Source organism: Mucilaginibacter flavus (genome assembly GCF_030409315.1).
Taxonomy (GTDB): domain Bacteria; phylum Bacteroidota; class Bacteroidia; order Sphingobacteriales; family Sphingobacteriaceae; genus Mucilaginibacter; species Mucilaginibacter flavus.
On the sequence record NZ_JAUFPS010000035.1, the window covers coordinates 79163 to 101293 of the forward strand.

General features: G+C 43.0%; 19 protein-coding genes. 16 read left to right on the plus strand and 3 right to left on the minus strand.

The window, feature by feature from the left end; translation table 11 throughout:
• Positions 1–25 precede the first annotated feature (25 nt).
• Complete coding sequence (kduI, locus tag QWZ17_RS16330) at positions 26–856, minus strand: 5-dehydro-4-deoxy-D-glucuronate isomerase (protein WP_290306340.1); 831 nt, start codon at positions 854–856, stop codon at positions 26–28.
• Between the two features lie 386 nt (positions 857–1242).
• Between kduI and QWZ17_RS16335 the strand changes: the two genes are divergently transcribed.
• From QWZ17_RS16335 to QWZ17_RS16345, 3 genes are all read left to right on the plus strand, one after another.
• Positions 1243–2250, plus strand: a complete 1008-nt coding sequence (locus QWZ17_RS16335) for a polysaccharide deacetylase family protein (protein WP_290306341.1) — start codon at positions 1243–1245, stop codon at positions 2248–2250.
• Positions 2237–3187, plus strand: a complete 951-nt coding sequence (locus QWZ17_RS16340; RefSeq protein ID WP_290306342.1) for a GNAT family N-acetyltransferase — start codon at positions 2237–2239, stop codon at positions 3185–3187. The genes QWZ17_RS16335 and QWZ17_RS16340 overlap by 14 nt, the downstream gene beginning before the upstream one ends.
• 141 nt (positions 3188–3328) lie before the next feature.
• Entirely contained in the window at positions 3329–3718 is a 390-nt protein-coding gene (locus tag QWZ17_RS16345; protein ID WP_290306343.1) for a LiaF domain-containing protein, read from the plus strand.
• A gap of 11 nt (positions 3719–3729) precedes the next feature.
• Here QWZ17_RS16345 and QWZ17_RS16350 read toward each other — a convergent pair whose 3' ends face one another.
• Positions 3730–4113 (minus strand): hypothetical protein, encoded by a 384-nt coding sequence (locus QWZ17_RS16350; protein ID WP_290306344.1) that lies wholly within the window; start codon positions 4111–4113, stop codon positions 3730–3732.
• Positions 4114–4279: 166 nt separating this feature from the next.
• Here QWZ17_RS16350 and QWZ17_RS16355 point away from each other — a divergent pair, with 166 nt between their 5' ends.
• Both QWZ17_RS16355 and QWZ17_RS16360 read left to right on the plus strand, forming a co-directional pair.
• A complete protein-coding gene (locus QWZ17_RS16355) occupies positions 4280–5842 on the plus strand; it encodes a M20/M25/M40 family metallo-hydrolase (RefSeq protein ID WP_290306345.1) in 1563 nt (520 codons plus the stop codon).
• A gap of 332 nt (positions 5843–6174) precedes the next feature.
• Positions 6175–6690, plus strand: a complete 516-nt coding sequence (locus tag QWZ17_RS16360; RefSeq protein WP_290306346.1) for a hypothetical protein — start codon at positions 6175–6177, stop codon at positions 6688–6690.
• A 76-nt stretch (positions 6691–6766) separates the two neighbouring features.
• On the opposite strand, the gene QWZ17_RS16365 is transcribed toward QWZ17_RS16360, so the two are convergent.
• Positions 6767–8728: an ATP-binding protein gene (locus QWZ17_RS16365; protein WP_290306347.1), complete on the minus strand. Its 1962-nt coding sequence runs from the start codon at positions 8726–8728 to the stop codon at positions 6767–6769.
• Positions 8729–8971: 243 nt separating this feature from the next.
• Between QWZ17_RS16365 and QWZ17_RS16370 the strand changes: the two genes are divergently transcribed.
• The 11 genes from QWZ17_RS16370 to QWZ17_RS16420 all read left to right on the plus strand — a co-directional run bounded on the left by QWZ17_RS16370 (position 8972) and on the right by QWZ17_RS16420 (position 21825).
• Entirely contained in the window at positions 8972–12019 is a 3048-nt protein-coding gene (locus tag QWZ17_RS16370; RefSeq protein ID WP_290306348.1) for a sensor histidine kinase, read from the plus strand.
• A 3-nt stretch (positions 12020–12022) separates the two neighbouring features.
• On the plus strand, positions 12023–12763 hold the full coding sequence (locus QWZ17_RS16375; protein WP_290306349.1) for a LytR/AlgR family response regulator transcription factor: 741 nt from the start codon (positions 12023–12025) through the stop codon (positions 12761–12763).
• Between the two features lie 327 nt (positions 12764–13090).
• Positions 13091–14377: an OmpA family protein gene (locus QWZ17_RS16380; protein ID WP_290306350.1), complete on the plus strand. Its 1287-nt coding sequence runs from the start codon at positions 13091–13093 to the stop codon at positions 14375–14377.
• A 65-nt stretch (positions 14378–14442) separates the two neighbouring features.
• Positions 14443–14970: a hypothetical protein gene (locus QWZ17_RS16385; protein ID WP_290306351.1), complete on the plus strand. Its 528-nt coding sequence runs from the start codon at positions 14443–14445 to the stop codon at positions 14968–14970.
• 103 nt (positions 14971–15073) lie between these two features.
• The gene (locus QWZ17_RS16390) at positions 15074–15499 is read left to right on the plus strand and encodes a hypothetical protein (protein WP_290306352.1); all 426 of its coding nucleotides are present in this window, start codon (positions 15074–15076) and stop codon (positions 15497–15499) included.
• A gap of 56 nt (positions 15500–15555) precedes the next feature.
• Positions 15556–16119, plus strand: a complete 564-nt coding sequence (locus QWZ17_RS16395; RefSeq protein ID WP_290306354.1) for a hypothetical protein — start codon at positions 15556–15558, stop codon at positions 16117–16119.
• Entirely contained in the window at positions 16116–17051 is a 936-nt protein-coding gene (locus tag QWZ17_RS16400) for an HTTM domain-containing protein (protein ID WP_290306355.1), read from the plus strand. Before QWZ17_RS16395 ends, QWZ17_RS16400 begins: the two co-directional genes overlap by 4 nt.
• A 21-nt stretch (positions 17052–17072) precedes the next feature.
• Positions 17073–18173: a hypothetical protein gene (locus QWZ17_RS16405; protein WP_290306356.1), complete on the plus strand. Its 1101-nt coding sequence runs from the start codon at positions 17073–17075 to the stop codon at positions 18171–18173.
• Between the two features lie 10 nt (positions 18174–18183).
• Positions 18184–19629, plus strand: coding sequence for a hypothetical protein (locus QWZ17_RS16410; RefSeq protein WP_290306358.1), 1446 nt, complete (start codon positions 18184–18186; stop codon positions 19627–19629).
• Between the two features lies 1 nt (position 19630).
• Positions 19631–20644 carry an RICIN domain-containing protein gene (locus QWZ17_RS16415; protein WP_290306359.1) on the plus strand — a complete coding sequence of 338 codons (1014 nt, stop codon included), beginning with the start codon at positions 19631–19633 and terminating at the stop codon, positions 20642–20644.
• 89 nt (positions 20645–20733) lie between these two features.
• Positions 20734–21825, plus strand: coding sequence for a hypothetical protein (locus QWZ17_RS16420; protein WP_290306360.1), 1092 nt, complete (start codon positions 20734–20736; stop codon positions 21823–21825).
• The last annotated feature ends 306 nt before the right edge of the window (positions 21826–22131 follow it).

The window sequence follows — 22131 nt, forward strand, 5'->3', positions numbered from 1 at the left end:
ATTCTTTTTTGGGATTAATATTTAATTACCTGAGATCTGTAATGGCTATAGGGTCCATATCGGTATAGTCCAGGTTTTCGCCGGCCATACCCCAAATAAAGCTGTAGCTTGCTGTGCCGCTGCCCGAATGGATACTCCAGGGCGGCGATACCACGGCATCATAGTTATCCATGGTGATGTGGCGGGTTTCGTTCCCCTCGCCCATGTAATGGAAAATTTTTTGCCCCTGTGGCACATCGAAATAAAAATAAGCTTCCATACGGCGGTCATGCACGTGCGACGGCATGGTATTCCAAACACTGCCATCGTGCAAAATGGTTAAGCCCATTACCAGCTGGCAGCTTTGAATGCCCTCCAGGTGAATATATTTATTAATGGTACGATGATTTGCTGTTGATGCCGACCCTAAAGTAACCTTAACGGCATCAGCATGAGTTAGCAAAGTAGCAGGCTTTTGCGCATGGGCCGGCGATGATAACATATAAAATACCGCTGGATCACCAGGGTTTTTACTGGTAAATTTCACGCTTTGAATACCTTTGCCCAAATAGAGGCAATCCAGTTTTTTAACCTCGAATGATTGTCCATCGGCAATTATAACCCCATCACCAGCAACGTTAATGATGCCAATTTCGCGGCGCTCTAAAAAGTATTCGGCACGCAGGTTAGGGTAATTTGGCAATTCCAGTTCCAGATCAACCGGGTTGGCGAAACCCACAATCATCCTGTCGTAATGCGTATAGGTGCAATTAACCTGGTTGGGTTGCACCTGCTTATCTATCAAAAAACGCTCGCGGATAAGGTCGGTTTGATAGCTTTTAAAATCGGCGGGGTGTACGCTGTGTATAACTTTCAAGGTGGTGTATTTTAAAGGTTCAATTTACAGATTGCAATTGTACAACCTTAAGCATTATTTATGAAAGTATTGCTGCTATATTTTCACTTCATCGTTATAGTGCAAAACCACACACAAAATAAACACCTCATCTTTAATTAAATGTGATTGTTTACCCGGCGATAATGATTTGCTTTATTGCGAGCCTATACCTGCCCTGCAAGTGGTTTAGCAAATACAAAAAACGCATATGCATTGTTGGCTGAGTTATTTGTAATACGAATTCATTCCACTTCAAACTATTGCTATGTTATTTTGAGGCGGCTGATTATTTCAATTTCAAACATATACTCCGGCGAAGGCAACCATTTAAGTTTGGTAGCGTATTCACTGTATAAACAGCCTTTATGATCTCCAGGATCTGTTCAAAACTTTACCGCGAAGCCAAATACTTAAGCAGGGATATAGGCCACGCCTTGGGCCTTTATGAACATTTCTTAAAAAACGCGCGGGGCAGCCGGATCATGATCTATCATGGTATCTGCCAAACTAATCACACCCTGTTTAACCCGATTTTTTTAACGGCGCAGATTTTTGAAGCGCACCTTGCCTTGTATAAAAAGTATTGCAACGTGGTTTCTTTAGATGATTATTATAACGGGAACTTCAGTGAAGATAAATTCAACATCTGCATTACTTTTGATGATGGTTTTGCCAATAACTGCAAATACGTATTGCCGCTGTTGGAGCAATACCAGCTGCCAGCCACTTTCTTTATAACCGGCATCCGCGATGCGGGTTACGATATTTTGTGGAACGACTTTTTAGGAATTGTAAACAAATACGGACCAAAAACCATAGATTATAAAGGCGAGCGCTACGTTAAGGGGCGGTATGATAAATACATTTCTACGGCTGATGAAATTAGTTTGACCACAAAACTCCGGTCGGCAGGGTTTGATGAAAAAGCCGAAATGATGGAATTGCTGTCCCCCTTAGTCCCCTTTAAAAGTAATAGTACCATTGAAGATTACTGGCTGCAGATGACTACTAATGAAATTAAACAACTGGCTGCATCCCCCCTGGTCACCATCGGCGCACATGGGTATTATCATAATGACCTTACTTGTATTGATATCAACGAGGCCTCATGGGAGCTAAAAGAAACAAAAACATATCTTGAAAACCTTGTTCAAAAACCGGTAAATAGCCTGGCTTTCCCATACGGCAGTTATTCGCAGGCGGTAATTGACGCTGCTAAAGATGCAGGCTACAGGCAACTATTGGCGATGGATTTTTTATTATATTCTGATAAACATGACAATACCATGCGTGAGCGTTTCACCGTAAACCCGTTTATAACGCCAATTAACCAGATGCACGCCACCATAACACGCAGATATGAGCAACATTAAAGAAAAGGGTTTGTATCAAATAAGCCGCTTGAGCGCATCTAATTTAAGCGATGTTTCCAAATTACATACCGCGGTTTATAACAAAGCACCTGCGCCAGGTTTTTTTGACCGCAAATACAACACAGCCTATACGCTGGTTGAGCATACCGGCTTTATAGCATACAACCAAGAGTTGCAGCCAATTGCATTTTATGGGGTGATCCCTTGTTTTATGCTGATTGATGGTAAGGAGGTATTGTGCGCGCAATCTGCCGATACAATGACCCATCCCGACTATCGTAATAAGGGTCTTTTTGTAGAATTGGCCAACCGCACTTTTGAGTTGTGCGTGCAGATGGGCATTAAATTCCTGTTTGGTTTCCCTAATCAAAACTCACTGCCGGGATTTATCAATAAACTTGGCTGGCAAATGGCCGGGCAAATGGATTGCTTTGTGATACCGGTAAAAGCTATCCCCATAGCTAAACTTGCAGCAAAGTTCCCTGTATTAAAAAAATGGTATTCGGGATATGTTGATATCATGCTCAGAAAATATCAACTACATCAAGCAGGTATACCCGGCAGTGTTTTAATGGAGGGTTTTGATGGCTTGAGCAGAAATAATGGCTACCTGCAAAATAAAACCTACTCCCGCACCCATGTGATCAATGTTGACGGTGGCGTTGTTTGGACCAAAATAAACAACACACTCCTTATAGGTGATCTTTCGGTATCGCCCGCCAATTTCACTTTGGTGATGAGTGATTTAATAAAACTTGCAAAAAAGCTTGGCTTGCAGCAAATACAATTTCATACCAGCCGCGGCACACAGCTTCATTCCCTATTTAAACTGCACTATAAAGCGGTGGATTCGTTCCCTGTTATTTTTAAGGACCTGGGCGATGACATTTCAACAGACCGCATCCGGTTTACCTTTGCTGATATCGACATTTTTTGATCGCGCCCGGTAATTGCCGGCCAATATTTTTTTCACCGATATTTTCCCGGCTTTTACCGACAAGTTTAATCGTCCTGCAGATATAGCTTAGTCTCCCCGGCGGCATCGGTATACATTTGTATCACATTAATCATCAAGCTCATGAATATTTTATCAGGAACAGCCATGCAAAACGCCGACGACAGCTTCAATACCACCACCATTTTTGGCGATATAAAAAGAACTATCCTTTCAAAAGACTTTAAAGGCGGCAGTGTACGAAATGTATTTGGCAACACCGAACTTGACTTTACCCACGCGGATATAACCGGCACTGCCTTTTTAGATATTTCGCAGGCTTTTGGCCAGGTAACCATAGCTATCCCAACAGACTGGCGCATAGAAAGCGATACCACCCACATCCTTTCGGAAATGGAAGACGACAGAAGTTTTCTGATCCGTAAAAACAGATCGAGCAAGGTTTTAGTACTCAAAGGTCTTTCTGTTTTCGGCGCGGTTGAAATTGTAAATGAGTTAGAAGAGGACGACTAATTACCTCTCAATTAATTACTCCACTTTATCAGCGCCCCATTAGGGTCAGATTCAAATATTTTACCGGTAGCACTATCAATATAAATCCAGCTATCAGATATAAACCTGGCACCGTCCTCATCAATAAAATCGTGACCGATGTTAAACCTTTGATAGTTGGTCGAGCCAATTTTCTCTTCCTGGTCAAATAAAGCCTCTTCTTTTACCGTGGTTTCCTTTCGTGCCATGGCTACCAATTCATTTTTGGCGTGTGCTATATAATAGTTCGCCAGAGAGTCGACATCAATTGGCTTGGCAGGCACTTTTTTTATGGTATCAACAATTATCGGTTTAGCTTTAACAACCACAGGTTCAGCAACCGTTTTATCTTTTGACGGCTGCCTACATCCTAACATTAATATAAAAACAATAAAAGCGGGGATTATATTTTTAGTAATTAGCATTTGTGTAAGGTTATCAATACCCGGCTAATTTAAGTACATAATTGTGATTCAATGTAACAATTATTCTACCTGAAACCGGTTTAGCTTTAACCTCCTTCCTTTTTCATAAATTAGGTTTATGAAACACTTTAACACAAATTTAAGCTTCAACCTATGGCAAAGGGCATTGCCAATTGTTGCGGGCATGATGCTTTGCAGCGGCATTGCGGGCGCTCAATCAAGTAATCCTGTTATAAACAACATCATGACCGAAGAAACCAGTAACTCACAACTGGAAAAACTTGCGCATGAGCTTTTTGATGGCATAGGGCCGCGTTTGGTGGGTACGCCGCAAATGAAACAAGCCAATGATTGGGCGGTAGCCAAATATAAAACCTGGGATATTAAAGCCCACAATGAAAAATGGGGCGAATGGCGCGGCTGGGAACGTGGTGTTTCGCACATTGACATGATCGCGCCCAGAGTAAAATCATTAGAGGGTACCCAATTAGCCTGGAGCCCCGGCATGGGCAATAAAACCGTTACTGCCGAACTAATCATTTTACCGGATGTGGCCGATTCCACTGCCTTTGCGCAATGGTTACCAAAGGTTAAAGGCAAGTTTGTAATGATATCAATGCTACAGCCAACCGGACGCGCGGATTATAACTGGACCGAATTTGCCACCAAAGAATCATTTGATAAAATGAAGGCCGATCGCAGCGCGCAAACCGATGCATGGAAAAAGCGCGTCAGCAAAACCGGCTTTAACAATAAAACATTGCCTGTAGCGCTTGAAAACGCGGGTGCGGCGGGCATTATTACCAACAACTGGTCGCAAGGATTTGGGGTTGATAAGATATTTAGCGCGTATACCAAAACCATTCCTACCGTTGATATCGCGCTGGAAGATTATGGCATGCTTTACCGGTTAACAGATGGCGGCCAAAGCCCTAAAATCGCCATTCATTGCGAATCTAAAGAACTTGGTGTAGTGCCTACCTTTAATACCATTGCCGAAATTAAGGGCAGCGAAAAACCAAACGAATACGTAATGTTATCAGCACATTTTGACTCATGGGATGGCGGCACAGGTGCCACAGATAATGGCACAGGCACTTTAACCATGATGGAAGCTATGCGTTTGTTAAAGAAATTTTATCCGCATCCAAAACGTACCATTTTAGTTGGCCATTGGGGTAGCGAGGAAGAAGGCCTTAACGGTTCACGCGCCTTTGTTGAAGATCATCCCGAAATTGTGGCAAACCTGCAAGCCTTGTTTAACCAGGATAACGGTACAGGCCGTGTAGTTAACATCGGAGGCCAGGGTTTTGTAGAGTCAAAAGATTACTTAACCCGTTGGCTTGCCGCTGTACCTGATACTATTAAAAACAGGATTAAAACCAACTTTCCAGGCACGCCGGGTGGTGGCGGATCTGATTTTGCATCGTTTGTAGCAGTTGGCGCGCCGGGCTTTTCGTTAAGTTCGCTTAACTGGTCGTACGGTTCATATACCTGGCACACCAACCGTGATACTTATGACAAAGTAGTTTTTGACGACCTTAAAAACAACGCCATCTTAGCCGCTATTATGGCCTACATGGCAAGCGAAGATCCGGTTAAAACAACCAACACCAAAACCGAAGGCCTTAAATGGCCGGTACAAACCAAAGCCACCCGCAGGGGCGGTTTGGATAAGTAGGTTTGGGACTTGTTTGGACTATGGGACTTTTGGACCATGGGACTTTTGGACCATGGGACTTTTGGACAAAAGATTTTTGGAGTAAGGAGCAAGGACTTTTGGAGCTTGAAACTAACACAGCCGCAAATAACAAATCCCGTCGATGCATCGGCGGGATTTGTTATTTGCGCTTGTCGACTACTTAGTCTCATAGTCAAATAGTCCAAAAGTCCCAGCGTCCCATAGTCCGATAGTCCAAAAGTCCCAAAATCCATCAGTCCCAAAAATCCTTCGATAAATAAAACCTTTTGTGTTTTTAGTACTTGTACTATTATAAACCAACACATAAAGTTATGAAACATGCATTCATTTTTGGCACCACCATATTTTTGAGCGAGCTGAATACGCTTACTTTAAATGATGCCGATTACAACACAGAGTTTTTAAGAATCCTGTCGTTTAATAATCAAAACGAAAATACCCCGCTTTCTATTAATGCCACAATATCCACTTTAGATGGTAGCATGGTACAAATTACAAACAATGTAATTGAGGGACGTGCGGATATGCGCGCACAGGTTACCGGCAACCGTGTCAAAATATTTCAAAATGGGCATGAAGAACCGGTACTCGACGTTTATCAGCTTGATGAGCACGAGTTTCACGGTTTATCAAGCCATATTCTTAACGAGATACATGCCCAGCACCCCGATAAAGTATTAACCATTAAAGGCAACTTTAAGGTAGGCAGCACCCATTTTATGATCGAAAACGAAAAAATGTTCGTGGATAATAATGGCTTTGCCAATGGCGTGGTAAACGCGCACAACGGCGTGATTTTATCGGCTGTCGATCACGACTTTTTATAAAATTACCTGCTAAAAAATGGCCTTGCCGTTAGTAAGGCCTTTTTTTTAAAGTTTGCAATAATGCTTCAATATAAAACTATTCGCTTAGCGGTATGGTAAACCAAAACGTACTTCCCTTACCCAATTCACTATCTACTCCAATTTGCCCGCCGTGGCGTTTAATGATTTCGGCGCTGATATATAAACCCAAACCAAGGCCCGAGTTTTGAAAACCCGATGTTGCTACCTGGTAATACCGTTCAAACAGGTTAACCTGTTTTGCAGGGTCGATGCCGGGGCCATTATCTTTTACGGATACCTTGGCGTAACCATCAATAGCTTCAACAATAAGGTAAATTTTCAACGACTCTGGCGCATATTTAACCGCGTTATTAACCAGGTTAACAACCACCTGGTCAATGGCATGTTCGTCTGCGTAAACTTCTAACTCAACATCGCCCTGTATAATCAATTCATATTTGCCGGCTACCCTTACATGGTTACAGCAAACATTAAGCATTTCGCTTATATTAAATGTTGTTTTATTGAGCGTTAATTGCGACGCGTTTGAGCGGCTTACATTCAACAGGTCTTCAACCAGGGCACTTATTTTTTGCATACTCCTGTTTGATTGATCTATCAATTTGGGTAACATGGCCGATGACGGATTCTCTTTTATCCTATCCAGCAATTGTAAGGAGGCCTTTAAACTGGTTATTGGCGTTTTAAGTTCATGGCTGGCAATGCTTATAAAATCGTCCTTTTGTTGGTTAAGCTGCTGTACACGGGTAATATCAAGTAAGGTACCCAATACGCGTACAGGAGTGCCGTCCTTATCGTAAAAAACGTTACCCTGAGCTCTTATCCACCTTATGGCTCCGTCTGTATGAATAATTCTGCCTTCGTAAAAAAGCTTGCCATTTTTGTAAGCTTCCTCCTGCGCCAGCGCGCGTCTTGCTAAATCATCCGGATAAACCGCCTCAACAAATTTTTGGCGTGGTACATCCTCATCATATCCAAATATCTGGTTAAACCTATCAGATGTTATCATGGTGCCTGCCTTTAAATCAAGATCGTAAGTACCAATTTCACCGGCTTCAATGGCCAGGCGGCTCCGTTGTTCGGCATCTTCAATACTTTTGCGGGCTATCACTTTCTCGGTAACTTCAATGCCCAAAACCATTATGGCGTAGGTTTCACCATCAGATGATCTCATGGGTTCATAGGCAAAATCAACAAATACAGTTTCGGGATTGCCGTTACGAATCAGCACTAATTCATGCTCTTTCGCTTCAAATTTTATACCGCTGTTAATAACCTGTTGCATAACAGGGGCATAGACCTCGGCTGCTTCGGGCACGGCTTGCCAAATAGTGCGGTTTTCCATTTCAGTCCGCGGTCGGCCTACCAACTCAAGATAAGCGTCGTTCACATCCTGTATCATCAAATCGGCAGCACGTATAATGCAAATACTTACAGGAGCTTGCCTAACCATACTCCTGAACCGGGCATTACTTTCGGCCAGTTCTTCATAAAGTACACGATATTGCTCCTGCGATGCTACCAACTCTTCATTCGTTGTTCTTAGCTCCTCATTTGACGCGGCCAGCTCTTCGTTAAGGGCGGTTAATTCTTCGGCCATATCCTGCTCGCGCTGCTGACCCAGGTAACGGGCAGTTACATCTGTGGCGGTATGCAATATGCATAGGGTTTTGCCTTCGCCGGTTTTGATAGCCTTATATTCAAAATCAAAATAAAAGGTTTGTAAAATACCGTCAACAATCAAATCGGCCGCAGTGTTGGTACCGGATATGGTAATGCCTTCGCGCCAAACCTTTCTGAACATGTCAATAAAAGGTTGTCCTTTTAACTCAGGCAGCGCATCTTCTAATGATTTACCTATAACGGTTTCCTTATCCTTGCCCCAAATAGCAATCATGGCATCATTGGCCCATTGAATGATGCTGTCATCGCCATAATGTATGGCAATACCATACTGGTAGGTAGCTAAAACATTTAATAGTTGCTGGTTACTCAGGGGATTTGCCGGCTCGCTCATTAATATTATTTGAAAAATTTCAAGGTATATAACCCGGTTAGGCTTAAAAAGTTTGTACTATTCCAAACATTTGCCGCTTTGCAAATTAAACCAAATTCTGCTCTAAAATTGACTATGCTGCTACGTAAAACTACTTAAAATACTGTTTTTCAAACCGATGAAAAATATTTTCCATGTATCAAATCATATATTGTGCTACTTTTAACGCAAAATTTAAAACAAACCTTTTCCTAAACTTAGCCTTTGCGCCTTAACAAGCCTATATCACTACTATTATTTTACCTGTTTTTTACGGGTGGACTTTACGCGCAGGTAAGTAAATCAAAACTACTCTTTTACCATATAAGCGAGAAAGACGGCCTGAGCGATAACCTGGTAAATTGCTTTTTTCAGGATAGTAAAGGCATTATGTGGATGGGTACATCATATGGCCTTAATAATTTTGACGGTTCGGTAGTAAACGTATGGCAGGCCGACAACGCTACCGGCGACGACCGGATGAAAAGCAACCAGGTAAACGGCATTACCGAAGATGACCAGCATACTATCTGGATGGCTACAGCCGGTGGTTTAACCTCGCTCGATCCGGCAACCAACAGTATCCATACCTATCAATCAGTATATAACAATACCATGCGCGGCTTAGCACGCGAGGGTAATAAACTATGGATAGCTACTGAGGGAGGCTTATTACTGTTTGATATCACCGAAAAGTCATTCCGGCATTTCATCAATAATATGGATGACCATCGGGAATTTGTAAACTTTGATAACGATATTAATTCGCTTACCATTGATAGCAAAAAACGCTTATGGCTGGCTACAGTTAACGGTGTTTGGATGTTTGACCGTAAAAAACAATTTTTTGAGCAGTACGATGGTGTTAAAAACGATACCGAATTTGATGGTATGGCCAACACCGTTTTTGAGGATCATAAAGGCCGGATTTGGATTGGCTGCTGGAGCAAGGGCATGAAACAAATTATCCCCGAAACCCGGCAGACAATTAATTATCATACCATAAAAGGTGCCCCAACACACGTAATGACCATGGTTGAACAAAAAACAATCGACAATCATTACAGCATGTGGATAAGTGATAACCTTACCAGTTTTAAAGAACCATTTGATAAGTTTGAGCACAACGATCTGAAGCCCATTATTGAAGCGGCCTCCCTTGACCCGCATTGTTTATATGTATCGCGCGATAATTTATTGTGGATATCTACAGTAAAAGGCGTTTACATACTTGATCCTACACGGCAGCTTTTTAAACATCATTTTATAAGTACACAACCTAACATTACCAACCAGGAACCCGCCATTTTTTACCAGAATAACAAACTATGGATTGGTGGAGATAAAAATCTTACCCTGGTAGTTTATGATGACGCTTTTAATGTCATAAAAAATTACACTGCCACTATACGCAACCTTGGTGGCGAATATGCGCAGGACGCCGCCGCCGTGCTTAATATTGTTCCCTTTGGTAAAAACGAGCTTTTATTGGCTACGTCAGCCGGGGTTTTATCGCTTAATCTTACTACCGATAAGATAAGCATTTTGTGCCATAAGGTAAATGAAACGGGCCAGTACCCCTATAATTTCATCAACAATATTTACATCAACAACGGCAAAATATGGGCTTTTCCATGGCGACGTGGAATTTGGGAGTATGACCCGGTTACAAAAAAATTTAGTCCGCTTGTTATTAAACTGCCCGATTCAAACGAGAAGCCCAAAGGTGTTAACGTTGCCGATGTAGTTACCGACGATATTGGTAACACCTGGCTTGCCGATTTAGATTATGGCCTGGTTAAGTACACTCCTGCTACAAAAAAATTTGAACGCTTCATTGATGGCAACATCACCCCGTATAGCAGGGTACTAAATATAGATTTTGTTGGCGGGAAACTTTGGGTGGTTGATAATACTACAATTGTGGCTATCGATCCTAAAACCAATTTGAGCGAAGGCTGGCCGCTGCCAACCGGTATGAACAAAGTAATTAATGAATATACCTTAGATGGCCGGGGCAATATGTGGATAGCTACCAAAACAGGGCTGGTAGTTTTTAACATGATCACGCATGCTTTTAACCAGTATACCGAAGAGGATGGACTGATTAACAACGATATGAATGGCAACCTGCGCTCACTGCCCAACGGAAAAATATTATTTGTTGGCGAAAACTATTTCACAAGTTTTACCCCGCAAGAATTACTGCGCAAACCCGCGAAAAAAAGATTGCTGCTTACCGGCGTAAATGCCGATGACCATAGCGTATCAACACAATACATTATACCTGCCGGCAGCAGGAAGGTAACTTTTAACTGGGCATTAATTAATTATACCAACCCGTTGCAAAACCGGTATTATGGTAAGCTTGATAAAATAGATAAAGATTGGAACTATGTAGGCAACAAAGGCAGTATCAATTACAACAGTTTGCCAGCCGGCACTTATACCTTCAGATACAAAGCGGCTACATCTGATGGTTTGGTTAGTGCCGAAAAACATTTGGTGTTTATTATAAAACCCCCGTTTTGGAAAAGCTGGTGGTTTGAAACCCTTTTGGTACTATTTGCTGCCTCATCGTTAGTGTTTATCATCCGTAATGAGCGCCGCCGGGAGCGTAAAAAGGCGGCGATAAAACTTCAATTATCAGATCTTGAAATGCGGGCTCTTCGCGCGCAAATGAACCCACATTTTATTTTTAACGCGCTCAACTCCATACAGGAATGTATTGTGAGTAAAAATACCAAAGCGGCATATACCTACCTTTCCAGTTTTTCAAAATTGGTGAGGATGATACTGGAAAACTCCGAAAAACAATTCATTACACTGGAGGCTGAAATTGAAACACTGCGCTTATACCTTAGTTTGGAAAAACTGCGTTTTAACGATGATTTTGAGTTTGATATTCAAACCGATGCCAACATCCACCCCTCCTTTATCAGGATACCCACCATGATCATTCAGCCCTTTGCCGAAAACGCGCTATGGCATGGCCTCATCCATAAAAAAGGGGATAAAAAACTAACCATCAGTTTTAAACAGGAAAAGGGCGTTTTGCTTTGCCTTATTGAAGATAATGGAGTTGGAAGGGTACGATCTGCAGAGTTTAAAACCATTAATGGTACTCAAAAACAAAGCATGGGCATAAAAATTACCGAAGAGCGCCTTGCCCTGCTACAAAACGAAGCAGCCATTAAAATAGACGACCTGGAACAAGCCAACGGAGAGGCATCGGGCACAAAAATTACCATTAGCATACCTTTACAATTTTAATATATGTTGAAAGCCATAGTTATTGACGACGAGCCACGCGGACGCAACATTTTGTTGCAGCTGATTAGTCAGAATTTTGAGCACATTAAAGTAGTGGCCACAGCCGCCGGTGCCGACGAAGGAATTAAACGGATTGATATGTACAAGCCTGATGTGGTTTTTCTGGATGTAGAGATGCCCGGCAAAAACGCTTTTGATATGTTGAAAGAGTTAGGTAAGGTTGATTTTAAAATCATTTTTGTATCGGCCCACAACCACTACGCGCTCAATGCCATCAAACTTTCGGCTATTGATTTTCTGTTAAAGCCAATTGATCTTGATGATCTTACCAAAGCAATTGATCGGCTACAGGATCAGCCCAGGCAAGCGGCTCAACAGGTGCCTCATCTGCTAAACCAGTTACAGCAGCCAAAAACCAATTTCGGCAAAATAGCCATAACATCTGTAAGTGCCATTGAGTTTGTAAACATTAACGATATTATTTACTGCAAGGCCGATAATGTGTACACCGATGTGCACCTATGCGGCACCAGCATCACATCAACCAAAAACCTAAAGGAGTTTGACGATATTTTGCAGGCGCATTACTTTTTTCGCATCCACCACTCCTACCTCATCAACCTCAACCACATCAAAAAATATATCAAAGGCGACGGCGGCACTGTTGTCATGAGCGATAACACCGAAATTGAAGTAAGCCGCAGAAGAAAAACAGCCTTTTTGGAGCAATTAGCTACTATTTGATATCGGATTTGGGATGTTCGATTTCGGATTTATTTGATTTGGGATTTGCACATTTTAATTTCCCGTCCGCTCGGGGTCTCCCAGCTTGTGGCCCGCGTTTGGGTAGCCGGCAAGACAGTTCTTTCGATATCTGATTTATTTGAGTTGGGATTAGCACTTCTCCCAGGTACACAGATTCCAAGCTGCCAATAAAAATAATAAATCCGAAATCGAACATCCCAAATCCGAAATCTTCTCCGCCACTTACTACCCAAAATAACCACTTACTAAAAACGCCCGGAACCCATTTGCGTATTTGTCACTTTCGTGTTACCAAAAAACATCGAAATGAAAAAGACATTACCTGCCCTGTTCCTGTTTTTTGCCTGCTTTACCGCACAGGCACAATTTGGCAACATCCTTAACAAGGCAAAAGACAAACTAAAAACCAAGGCAAACGCCAAAATAGATCAGCACCTGGATAAGGCCACAGATAAAGTAGTAAATACGGCCGATACCATTTTAACCGGTACAGCTACCAGCGGCGGCAACACCACTACCGCCACAACTGTTAACAGAGGCAATGCAGCGGCAAATGTTAGTGCAAATACCAGCGTTACCGCAAGTGCCGGCACAGCCCAAACCGTCCCCAATTTTAAAGCATTTAACAATTATGACTTTGTCCCCGGCGATAAAATATTATTTGAAGATCATTTTGATGATGATCAGACCGGCGAGTTCCCCGCTCATTGGAACCTTGGGGCAGGCCAGGCGGTAGTAAACCAAACCGGGGACGTAAAATCACTTTTAATTACCGATGGTAACTACGCGCATGTTAGTCCGCTTATCAAATCGCCATCTTATTTAGGCGACGCCTTCACTATCGAGTTTGACAGCTTTTTTAATGGTGGCTACGGTCCACGCATTTATTTTTATAGCAGTAATGCCGATGCCACAGCGGCCCACAACGACCTGGGTAATATTAGTATTTCTCCCGGCGAATCCGGTGCAGGTGCTCAATTTGGTTCGGAGATTGGTAAGGTAGATCTATCGGGAAAAACACCTTCAAATGGTGATAATTACGCCAATAAATGGCATCACGTGGCCATAGCTTGTAAAAAGAACCAGTTAAAAATTTATGTTGATCAGTATCGCATCCTGGTAGTACCTAATATGGGTATTACACCACATGCATTTGATATTGAAGGAATAGGCAATGCTGATCAGCCGATTATTTTGGCCAACATGAGGGTGGCCAGCGGCGGCGGCATGAACATGCTGGGCAAAAAATTCACTGATGCCAAAATAATTACCCACGGTATCAACTTTGATATTGACAAGGCCAGTATTAAACCCGAGAGTATGGGTACGCTTAACATGATCGTATCAGTACTGAAGGATAATCCCGAAATAAAATTCCAGGTTGGCGGCCATACCGATAACAGCGGTACGCCAGCGCACAACCTAACCCTTTCACAACAACGTGCCGATGCTGTTAAAGCGCAATTGGTAACTATGGGCATTGATGCAGCACGCCTTACAACCAAAGGTTTTGGTGATACCAAACCCATTAGCGATAATGTGACTATTGAAGGCAAAGCCAATAACCGCCGAGTTGAGTTTGTAAAAATGTAATCCCCCCTACTCTTAATCTACCTATGAAAAACAAAAATTTATATACAAATCTAAACACACATCTTATGAAAAATCAATTCTTATGCTTAGCGCTTTTAGCAGGTTTGTTTATGGCATCCTGCTCAAAAAACAACGACAACACGCCCACTAAAGTTGCGGCCAAATTTACTTTCAGGGGAAAAGCCTACACCTCAAAAGGCTTACACAGTTCATCTTCTGCTACAATTGACGCCGTTACCGACTCTGCCATAGCCGATGACAACTCCACAAAACTGCTGGTAAACTTCATATTTAAAAAAGGAACCTCCGGCGTGGGCACCTATGCTGTTATTGGCGATACCGACACCACACCTGCCGACAACCAGGTGGGCTTACTGGTATTTGAAACCGATTTAAAAAACAAAGAAAACACCGGTATATACTCCTCAATTTCCGGCGGTTCGGCAGTGCTCGCAGGCTCAGGCAATACCTTCTCATTAAAAATAACAGACGTTAACTTAAGAGGCAATTACTACGACAATACCGATCCTAAAAACACGCAGATCATCAATGTAACCACCTCCATTTCGGCTACCACATTTACAAAGAATTAACCCCAAACCAAATCATAGTTAATTAACGGAGACCAGAAACCGGAAAAACGGGGCGAAATCGAAAAGCCATACGAGTAGAAACAAAAAACAAACAAAACAAAAAATGAAAAAATTATTATCAGTAATGCTGGGCATTACGTGCATTGTGGCATTCTCATTCTTTAAAAACGCTCAAAAATTAGGTTTTACCAAGCTAAGCACCAGCTTATACACAGCGCACACCATTGTGCCTATGAGCGATGCCAACAAAAGCAAATTGAAAGACATTTTTGCCAAAGAGTATGGCATCAAAAATTTCAGCCAGCAAACTACGGTAACCTACAAAAAGGTAACCGATTCAAAATACCCAAAACTAACAGGCTACAGCGTAGCTGATAAAACTGTTGGTGCCGAAGTATTTACCGAAACCACTGTTAACAAACCTGTAGGCGAAGATATTGAAGTAACCCAACGTGGTATTTACGCTTCAAGCGCCAGTGTAGCTTCGGTAGCTGCGATGACATCTGTACTTGAAGCTTATAAAAATTAATAATTAGGGTGAGTACTGGCTGGCGGCTTAAGCTGCCGGCCATATTCTTTTATTTTATGAAAACCAGGGCGGTTATATTTAGTATTTGGAGCAGGTTTCACATTGTGTTTATTGTGTTAACCTCGGTATTTTTTGCTTACGATAAATTATACCGGTTTTACAAAGTAAAAGAAAACGCTCCTGTACAATATTTTTATAACAACCTGTTTTTTAACACCCCTTTCAGATATTATGGAAAACTAACTGCCGCAGGATCGCCCTATGGTTATTTTGCGCCCAATATACGAGCCAGCGGACTGATCATTGGCGAAAGCGGCGGTAAAAAGTATACTGCACTTTTTAACGGCTTTGAGGCCGCAATGCGTTTTTCTGTACTATCGGCCCGGGTTACCAATAACCTTATAGATTCCCGTGATTCTACCGATCACAAACTTGAAGACCGCTTTATGGACCTGCTGTTTAAAAGCATAGCGGTAAAAATTTACAATCAAAATAAATGCACCCAGGATAGCTTGTTTGTAAGCTATAACATTGTTGGTTTCCCCACCCTTAAAGAGTACACCGCGGGCAACCGCCAACCCTATTTAATAAAGCTTAAGGAGGTAAAAATTAGCAAATGAAAACCTTCATTAAAAATATTTTTAAACAACCCGTGGCCACCACACAAAACCCATTGTGGATGGTTTGCCTGCGCTGCGGCATAGCCCTGATATCCTTTGCCCATTTTATGGCCTTACAGCCTGATTTTGACAATATATTTTCGGCACATGCTTTTGTGTCGCCGGATATTGCCAACGCTACCCGCGATTTTTTACTCCCATCCATATACAGCATATATAAAAGCATACAGGGTATTATCCCCATAAGTTATGAAGCCGTTTTACTATTTTTCAGGATACTTTATCCACTAACGCTGCTGTTTTTACTGGCTGGATTATTTACGCGCCCGGCGGCTATTTTGTCGCTGGCCCTACACCTGGTGATAACCAATTCAATGGAGTATTACAGCTATGGGGTAGATCTGTTTACATCAATAGCCTTGTTTTACTGTTGCGTTTTCCCGATTGGCAGTTTGTTTTCGCTGGATGTTTTGTGGTTTAAAAAAGTTTCACCATCTGCCGATAGGATAAGTAAATGTTTAAAGCTTTTTCAAACCCATGTTTGTATCATGTACTTTTTCTCGGGACTTGAAAAACTAATGGGTTACAACTGGCGCAACGGCGAATCCATCTGGCGCATGTTGCACGGTTATAACGCTACCGAATCTGTTAATTTCGATTTTCTGTACAATACGCCTATCCCCCTGCTCATTGGCTGGGCCACGGTTATGCTTGAGTTGCTGTATCCCCTGTTCATCAACATACAGCAAACCCGCAAATGGTGGCTGGCAGGCATTGTTATTTTCCATGTGTCGATAGCCTTTTTTATGGGCCTTTACTTTTTCTCGTCGGTGATGATTATCCTCAACCTCACTGCTTATTATATGCCTTTTATAGAGGAAAACAAACCCGTTTTGGCCCCCAAATCTTTACCACAACTTATTGAAGCCTGAAAATCATTAACCCTAAATAAAATGAGAAAATTAGTTTACATCCTTTTGCTGCTTACGGTTACCAATGCCGTAAACGCGCAATTTTTAAAGAAATTGAAAAGTAAAGTTGGCAGCGTGGTGGGCACTGCCGATACGCCGCCTGCCAATACCTCACCGGCCTCTTCTGATGGCAAATTTACCAACCCGGCCCAGTTTGGTACACTCATTAAAGTATATACTAAAGGCGAAATTAGCACGGCCATGGGTGGTGAAGGCGGGGGCAATTTTGGCTTACATTTTTTATCATTTAAAGTGGTTAACAACCAATTTGTAGCCCAGATTGCCGATGTGCTTGGCGTTTACGACTATCAAAACGGAAAACTGCAAAAAACGGCGCAAAAGCCACCGCTAAATGTATCTTTTAACGATGCGTATAATGGCAGCGAAATGGATTTTCAAAGTAAAGATTTCAGCAATCATGATATGGAGGCCGCCATGCTAAAAAAAGGTCCGCACGTACAAAGCGGCAGGCAGCCGGGCAAAATAGACCAGGAGTTTACGTTTAATGGCAAGCCCTTTGCCCGGTTTATGTCGGCTATGGTATCGCACAACAATGATTCGTCGGTGGTAGTAGCCATGGGCATGAGCTACGGAAAAGGCGTTAGTTATGTAATGACCAGTTCTACAGGGCAAACTATCACCCTGCCCCACATGGTAACGAGTTCGCCCCTGGTAAGCCCGGATGGCAAGATGAGCGCGGTGATCAATACAACTGCCGATGGCAGTATAGCCTACCTGATGGATGGCAGAAAAGTGCCTTTAGCTGATTATGGCGGTTATGCCTGGATACGTAACAGCGGTGCCATATTTTTCCCCTCTGCCAAAGGCAGTACCGCGATAATGAAAAACAATAAGCTTGCCCAGGTAATTCAATATCCTTTAGAGCTAAAACACCTTTTTATTGGCGCAAATGATGATGCCTTTTGCTGGCCCGGCGATCATTGCCTTTGCTTTAGCGACAACACCAGGTTTGAGAATGCCGATTTCCCGGTTAAGGTAACCATCAACGGAAAAGATGTAGTTTATTTTACAGCCGTTAACGTAATAACCGGCGAGTTGTACCTATGTCATCATGATCTTTAACAGCTGCGCCATGAAAAAACATTTCATTACCCTGCTGTTATTTTGCTGCGTGATAAAAGGCATGGCGCAACCTGCGGGCACGTTCAATTATACGTTTAGTCCGCTTGATGGCGGGCCACCTATACATAAGAATGTCACCATCCCACTCATAAAGTATAAAAATTACGATATGTATTGGTACGCCAACCCTAACAATGGCGAGCGGCATTTATTTGTGAACGGCGCTTTTGATATCGGCATTATTATACTGGATGATAAAGCCGATACCGATGTGGTTTACCGCGATAAGTTTGAGGGCGATCAGTTTAATATTCTTGGCAAAACCAATACTACTTTTTACATCCACCCGGATAACGATCATCGTCCAATCCGTATCCATTACAACACCTTTACCTCCGGCGAACTGTATTTTACATTTGCCGGTAATGCCGTTTATGAAGTGCAGGGCACGGGCGGAGTCATAAACAAAATACATGGCACTATCTCGGGCACATTCCAGGCTTTTCGCGAGCCCAAATATGAGCAGAGCGATAAACTGCCCGGCTGCAATTGCGACCCTACCATCTATGCAAAATTCTACAACCCTGAAATTGGGCGCACTCCATCGGCTTGCGAAAACGCGTTGTTGTGGAGAATTTTTAACCACGTACAGCAGGCCCTGCATAACCTTGTGCCAAACATCAGTCACCGTGAAAACGAGGGCGGAAAAAGAGCGCCTGGCGACTTACTGTACCTGGAAACCAAGGCTACCATTGATGTTACCGGTCCGCTATCAGAAATTGAACCTTGCAGCCCCGATAACCCTCCCCGTACCAAAGTTTCAGTAAGTGCTGCCGAAAGACCCTTTATACAGGATGACGCTTATGGCTTAACGTTCGAGAAGATGCCGGTACTACCTGCCGCTGGTACTTTTAATGGCGGTGCCTACTTAAAAGCGGTTTTGGCCGTTAGCGATTCACTAACCACGCTATTTAAAGCCGGAAAAATCACTGCCGACGAACTCAATAAAACCTTAAATGCCCGCAGCAAACAACTTCAAGGCCCGATGCCCGACTACAAAAAGATGGAAGCTGACTATAAGCTCAAAGTGAGCGTAATTATTAACGCGCAACATCCCGAAACGGCCGGCCGTGGCGTAACCGGCAGCGATTATGCCGCCGTGATTAAACACACCATTCCCGATGCCGTTTTTGATGTTCACGTAGCCGAATTTAAAGACAGTGATGGCACCTGGATTCCTAATAAATTATACATTTATTACGGGCAATTTACCATAGTGCCTGGCAATGGCAGCATAAAAAGCATTACACCAGTATACGCGCCGGCCATCAACAAGCTTAGCATTTTCAACATCATTGTAAAAATTGAAGGCGGTAATGATCTTATTACAAAAGCATTGGCCAATATTGATTTAACCAGCCTGCCTACCCTGCTTGACAACCCTAAAACCAAGTGATATGAAAACTAAATTAATCATCTGCCTTTTTGCAGTTTTTGCGTTTGCCGTTCCATTACATGCCCAACAACAGCAGCAGGTATTCGATGTTACCGATACTCAACCGGCCGAGTTAAACGGCCTTAGCATGGGTTACCACATCAACAGCGAGGAAGTAAAAGCAGTAAGCGACAAAGGCAATTTCAGCCGGTTTTCTGTAAAGTTTTTTGTGACCAATACCTCGCCCGAGTCGAAGATTATTTTGTACCGTACCGGGTTTATCTTATTGAATGAAATATCGCCATATATTGTACAGTTTGATGTTTTAAATGCCACCGGTGCCCGCTTTACTTCCAAACAAGCTACCCTGCAGGCCAACCCTTGTACCGTATTTGCCCAGGTTGATGACAAAGACCAAAGAGATCCAAACAAAACCGTTAAAAACAAACGCTTTGTTGATATAGGTTACTGGATTAAAGCCGGCGAAACTATAAGCACTACAGCCATTTTCATAGTGCCGCTTAATGAGAAACCAAAGGTAACGGCTACCTACCTTATGAACCAGGGATCGCCGGTTGGTACGGTTTTAAATACGCAAAACATGGGTGTTCCTCCCCCACCACCTGCCGCCTCCTTCGGCTTCAACAGGGGCGCGTTTTACGCCATACGTAATAGTTGGAAAGGCACCTACATTGATAACCGCACGGGCTTTTTAACCACCAATAATACCGATCAAACCCACGTGATATTGCAATGGGAAATACTGCCGGTTAATGGCACCAACTATTATATCATTAAGGGCAAAGGGTTGTTTAGCTGCCTGAGCAGTGGCAAACCCGGCACTGTTGAACTTAGTAACAACAACCAATACGCCGGCAGCATGTGGTATATAGAACCTGTACCAAATTCTGACAGGGTGCGCATCAGGAACGTGGGTAACAACACTTACCTCAATATGGAGAGCGGCGCGCTGCAAAGCACCGCCATTTGGGACGATGCCGAAAGCTCGCGCTGGGTATTGGAAGGCGGGAGGTGAAGAAGAATCAAGAGCCAAGATTTAAGGCATTAAAACGGAATAATTAAAGCGCCAAAAAGCAAAGAATAAAAACATAAAAAAATTGAAGTATGAGAAAAATATTAATAATTGCGTTTGGGCTTGTTTGCGGTATTCAGGCAGTGAATGCGCAGCAATACACACCGCAACAACTTGACCAGGCTATTGCGCGCCGGGCAGTGGCCTTTGCACTGAAACCCGACAAAGAGATTGTAGAAACCGGCGAACAAATACAAATCAGCGTGGAATTGCGGATTTTTCCGGGCGACCCGGCGACCATGAATCCGGGCGATGCCAATTACGGGCAGGATTACCGGTATGATACCAGGAACCCGGCAAACGAGCCTTACCAAATAAAAAACTGGAAAATTATGGAACAAGGCGCAGGTAGCCTTGATATACATGATGATTTTGCTACCTACAAAGCTCCTGCTACTATCCCTGCCGGTAAGTGCGCCACCATTAGTGTTGAGCTTGTACCCAATCGCCCGGGCCTGGCCAAAATAATTTTGCTGCAAACCATCTACATAGAGGATAACCCCATTGTATTTTATTTTGATGCCCCTACAGCAGGTATTGTGCAGGAAAAATACACTATCAAACCCAATGACAACCAGATGAACCAGCTGGCCGGGATGCAATTACCGCCCAGCGCCAGCGCCGCCCAGCAGGCAAAAATGGCAGCGCTGCAGGCTCAGCTTGCCCAGGTAAGCGCGCAGGCCAGGGCAGCCACCGCTGCTAAAGGCATCAATATGGATGTAGCCATGAGCAATGCCAAAGCCTTTTACGTAAGGGAAAGCAATATTACCACCATGCAGTTTATGGGCCATTTTATGGTAACCAAAAATGCCCGGTACGCGGGTGTAAAACAAATTATGTTTACGCTTACCTTTAAAGGGATGGCACCGGGGCAATACGCCATTAAGCGGGCAAAAGAAAATACCGCCTATATGATATATACCGATAAACAGGAAGCATTTGGCTGCGCCAACGACCCTAAAAAGAATCCCGACGAAAAAGGGATACACTGCGCGGGCGGCAACATCAATATTATCAGCTTTACCGATGGCGCTTTTAAGGGTACAGTACATGCCAAATTGGAAGGCTACAGCACAACGGGTACACTGGATGGCAAGTTTACCGTGAAGATGGCTAATATGTAGGTTTTAGCTGAAGGCCGAAGGCTTAAAGCTAAAAGATGTAAAACGTTGTCGTCCTAAAAACCACAAAAGCCAAAGACGGGAAGCTTTAGGGATAACATACAAATGGCTTTGTCCGTGCGTATGTTATGCTTCTCGTCTTTGGCTTATAAAATCGAAAGTCCTTTGACTTTTGATTTTAATCCCCCTGTGTCAACAAATTGTTTGTGGCTTTGTTATTGGTAACGCAATAAACCCGCCCAGCTACCTTACCCACAGATTGTAAACAAGAGCAAAAGACAATTCATGATAAATTAATTATCAGTTTTT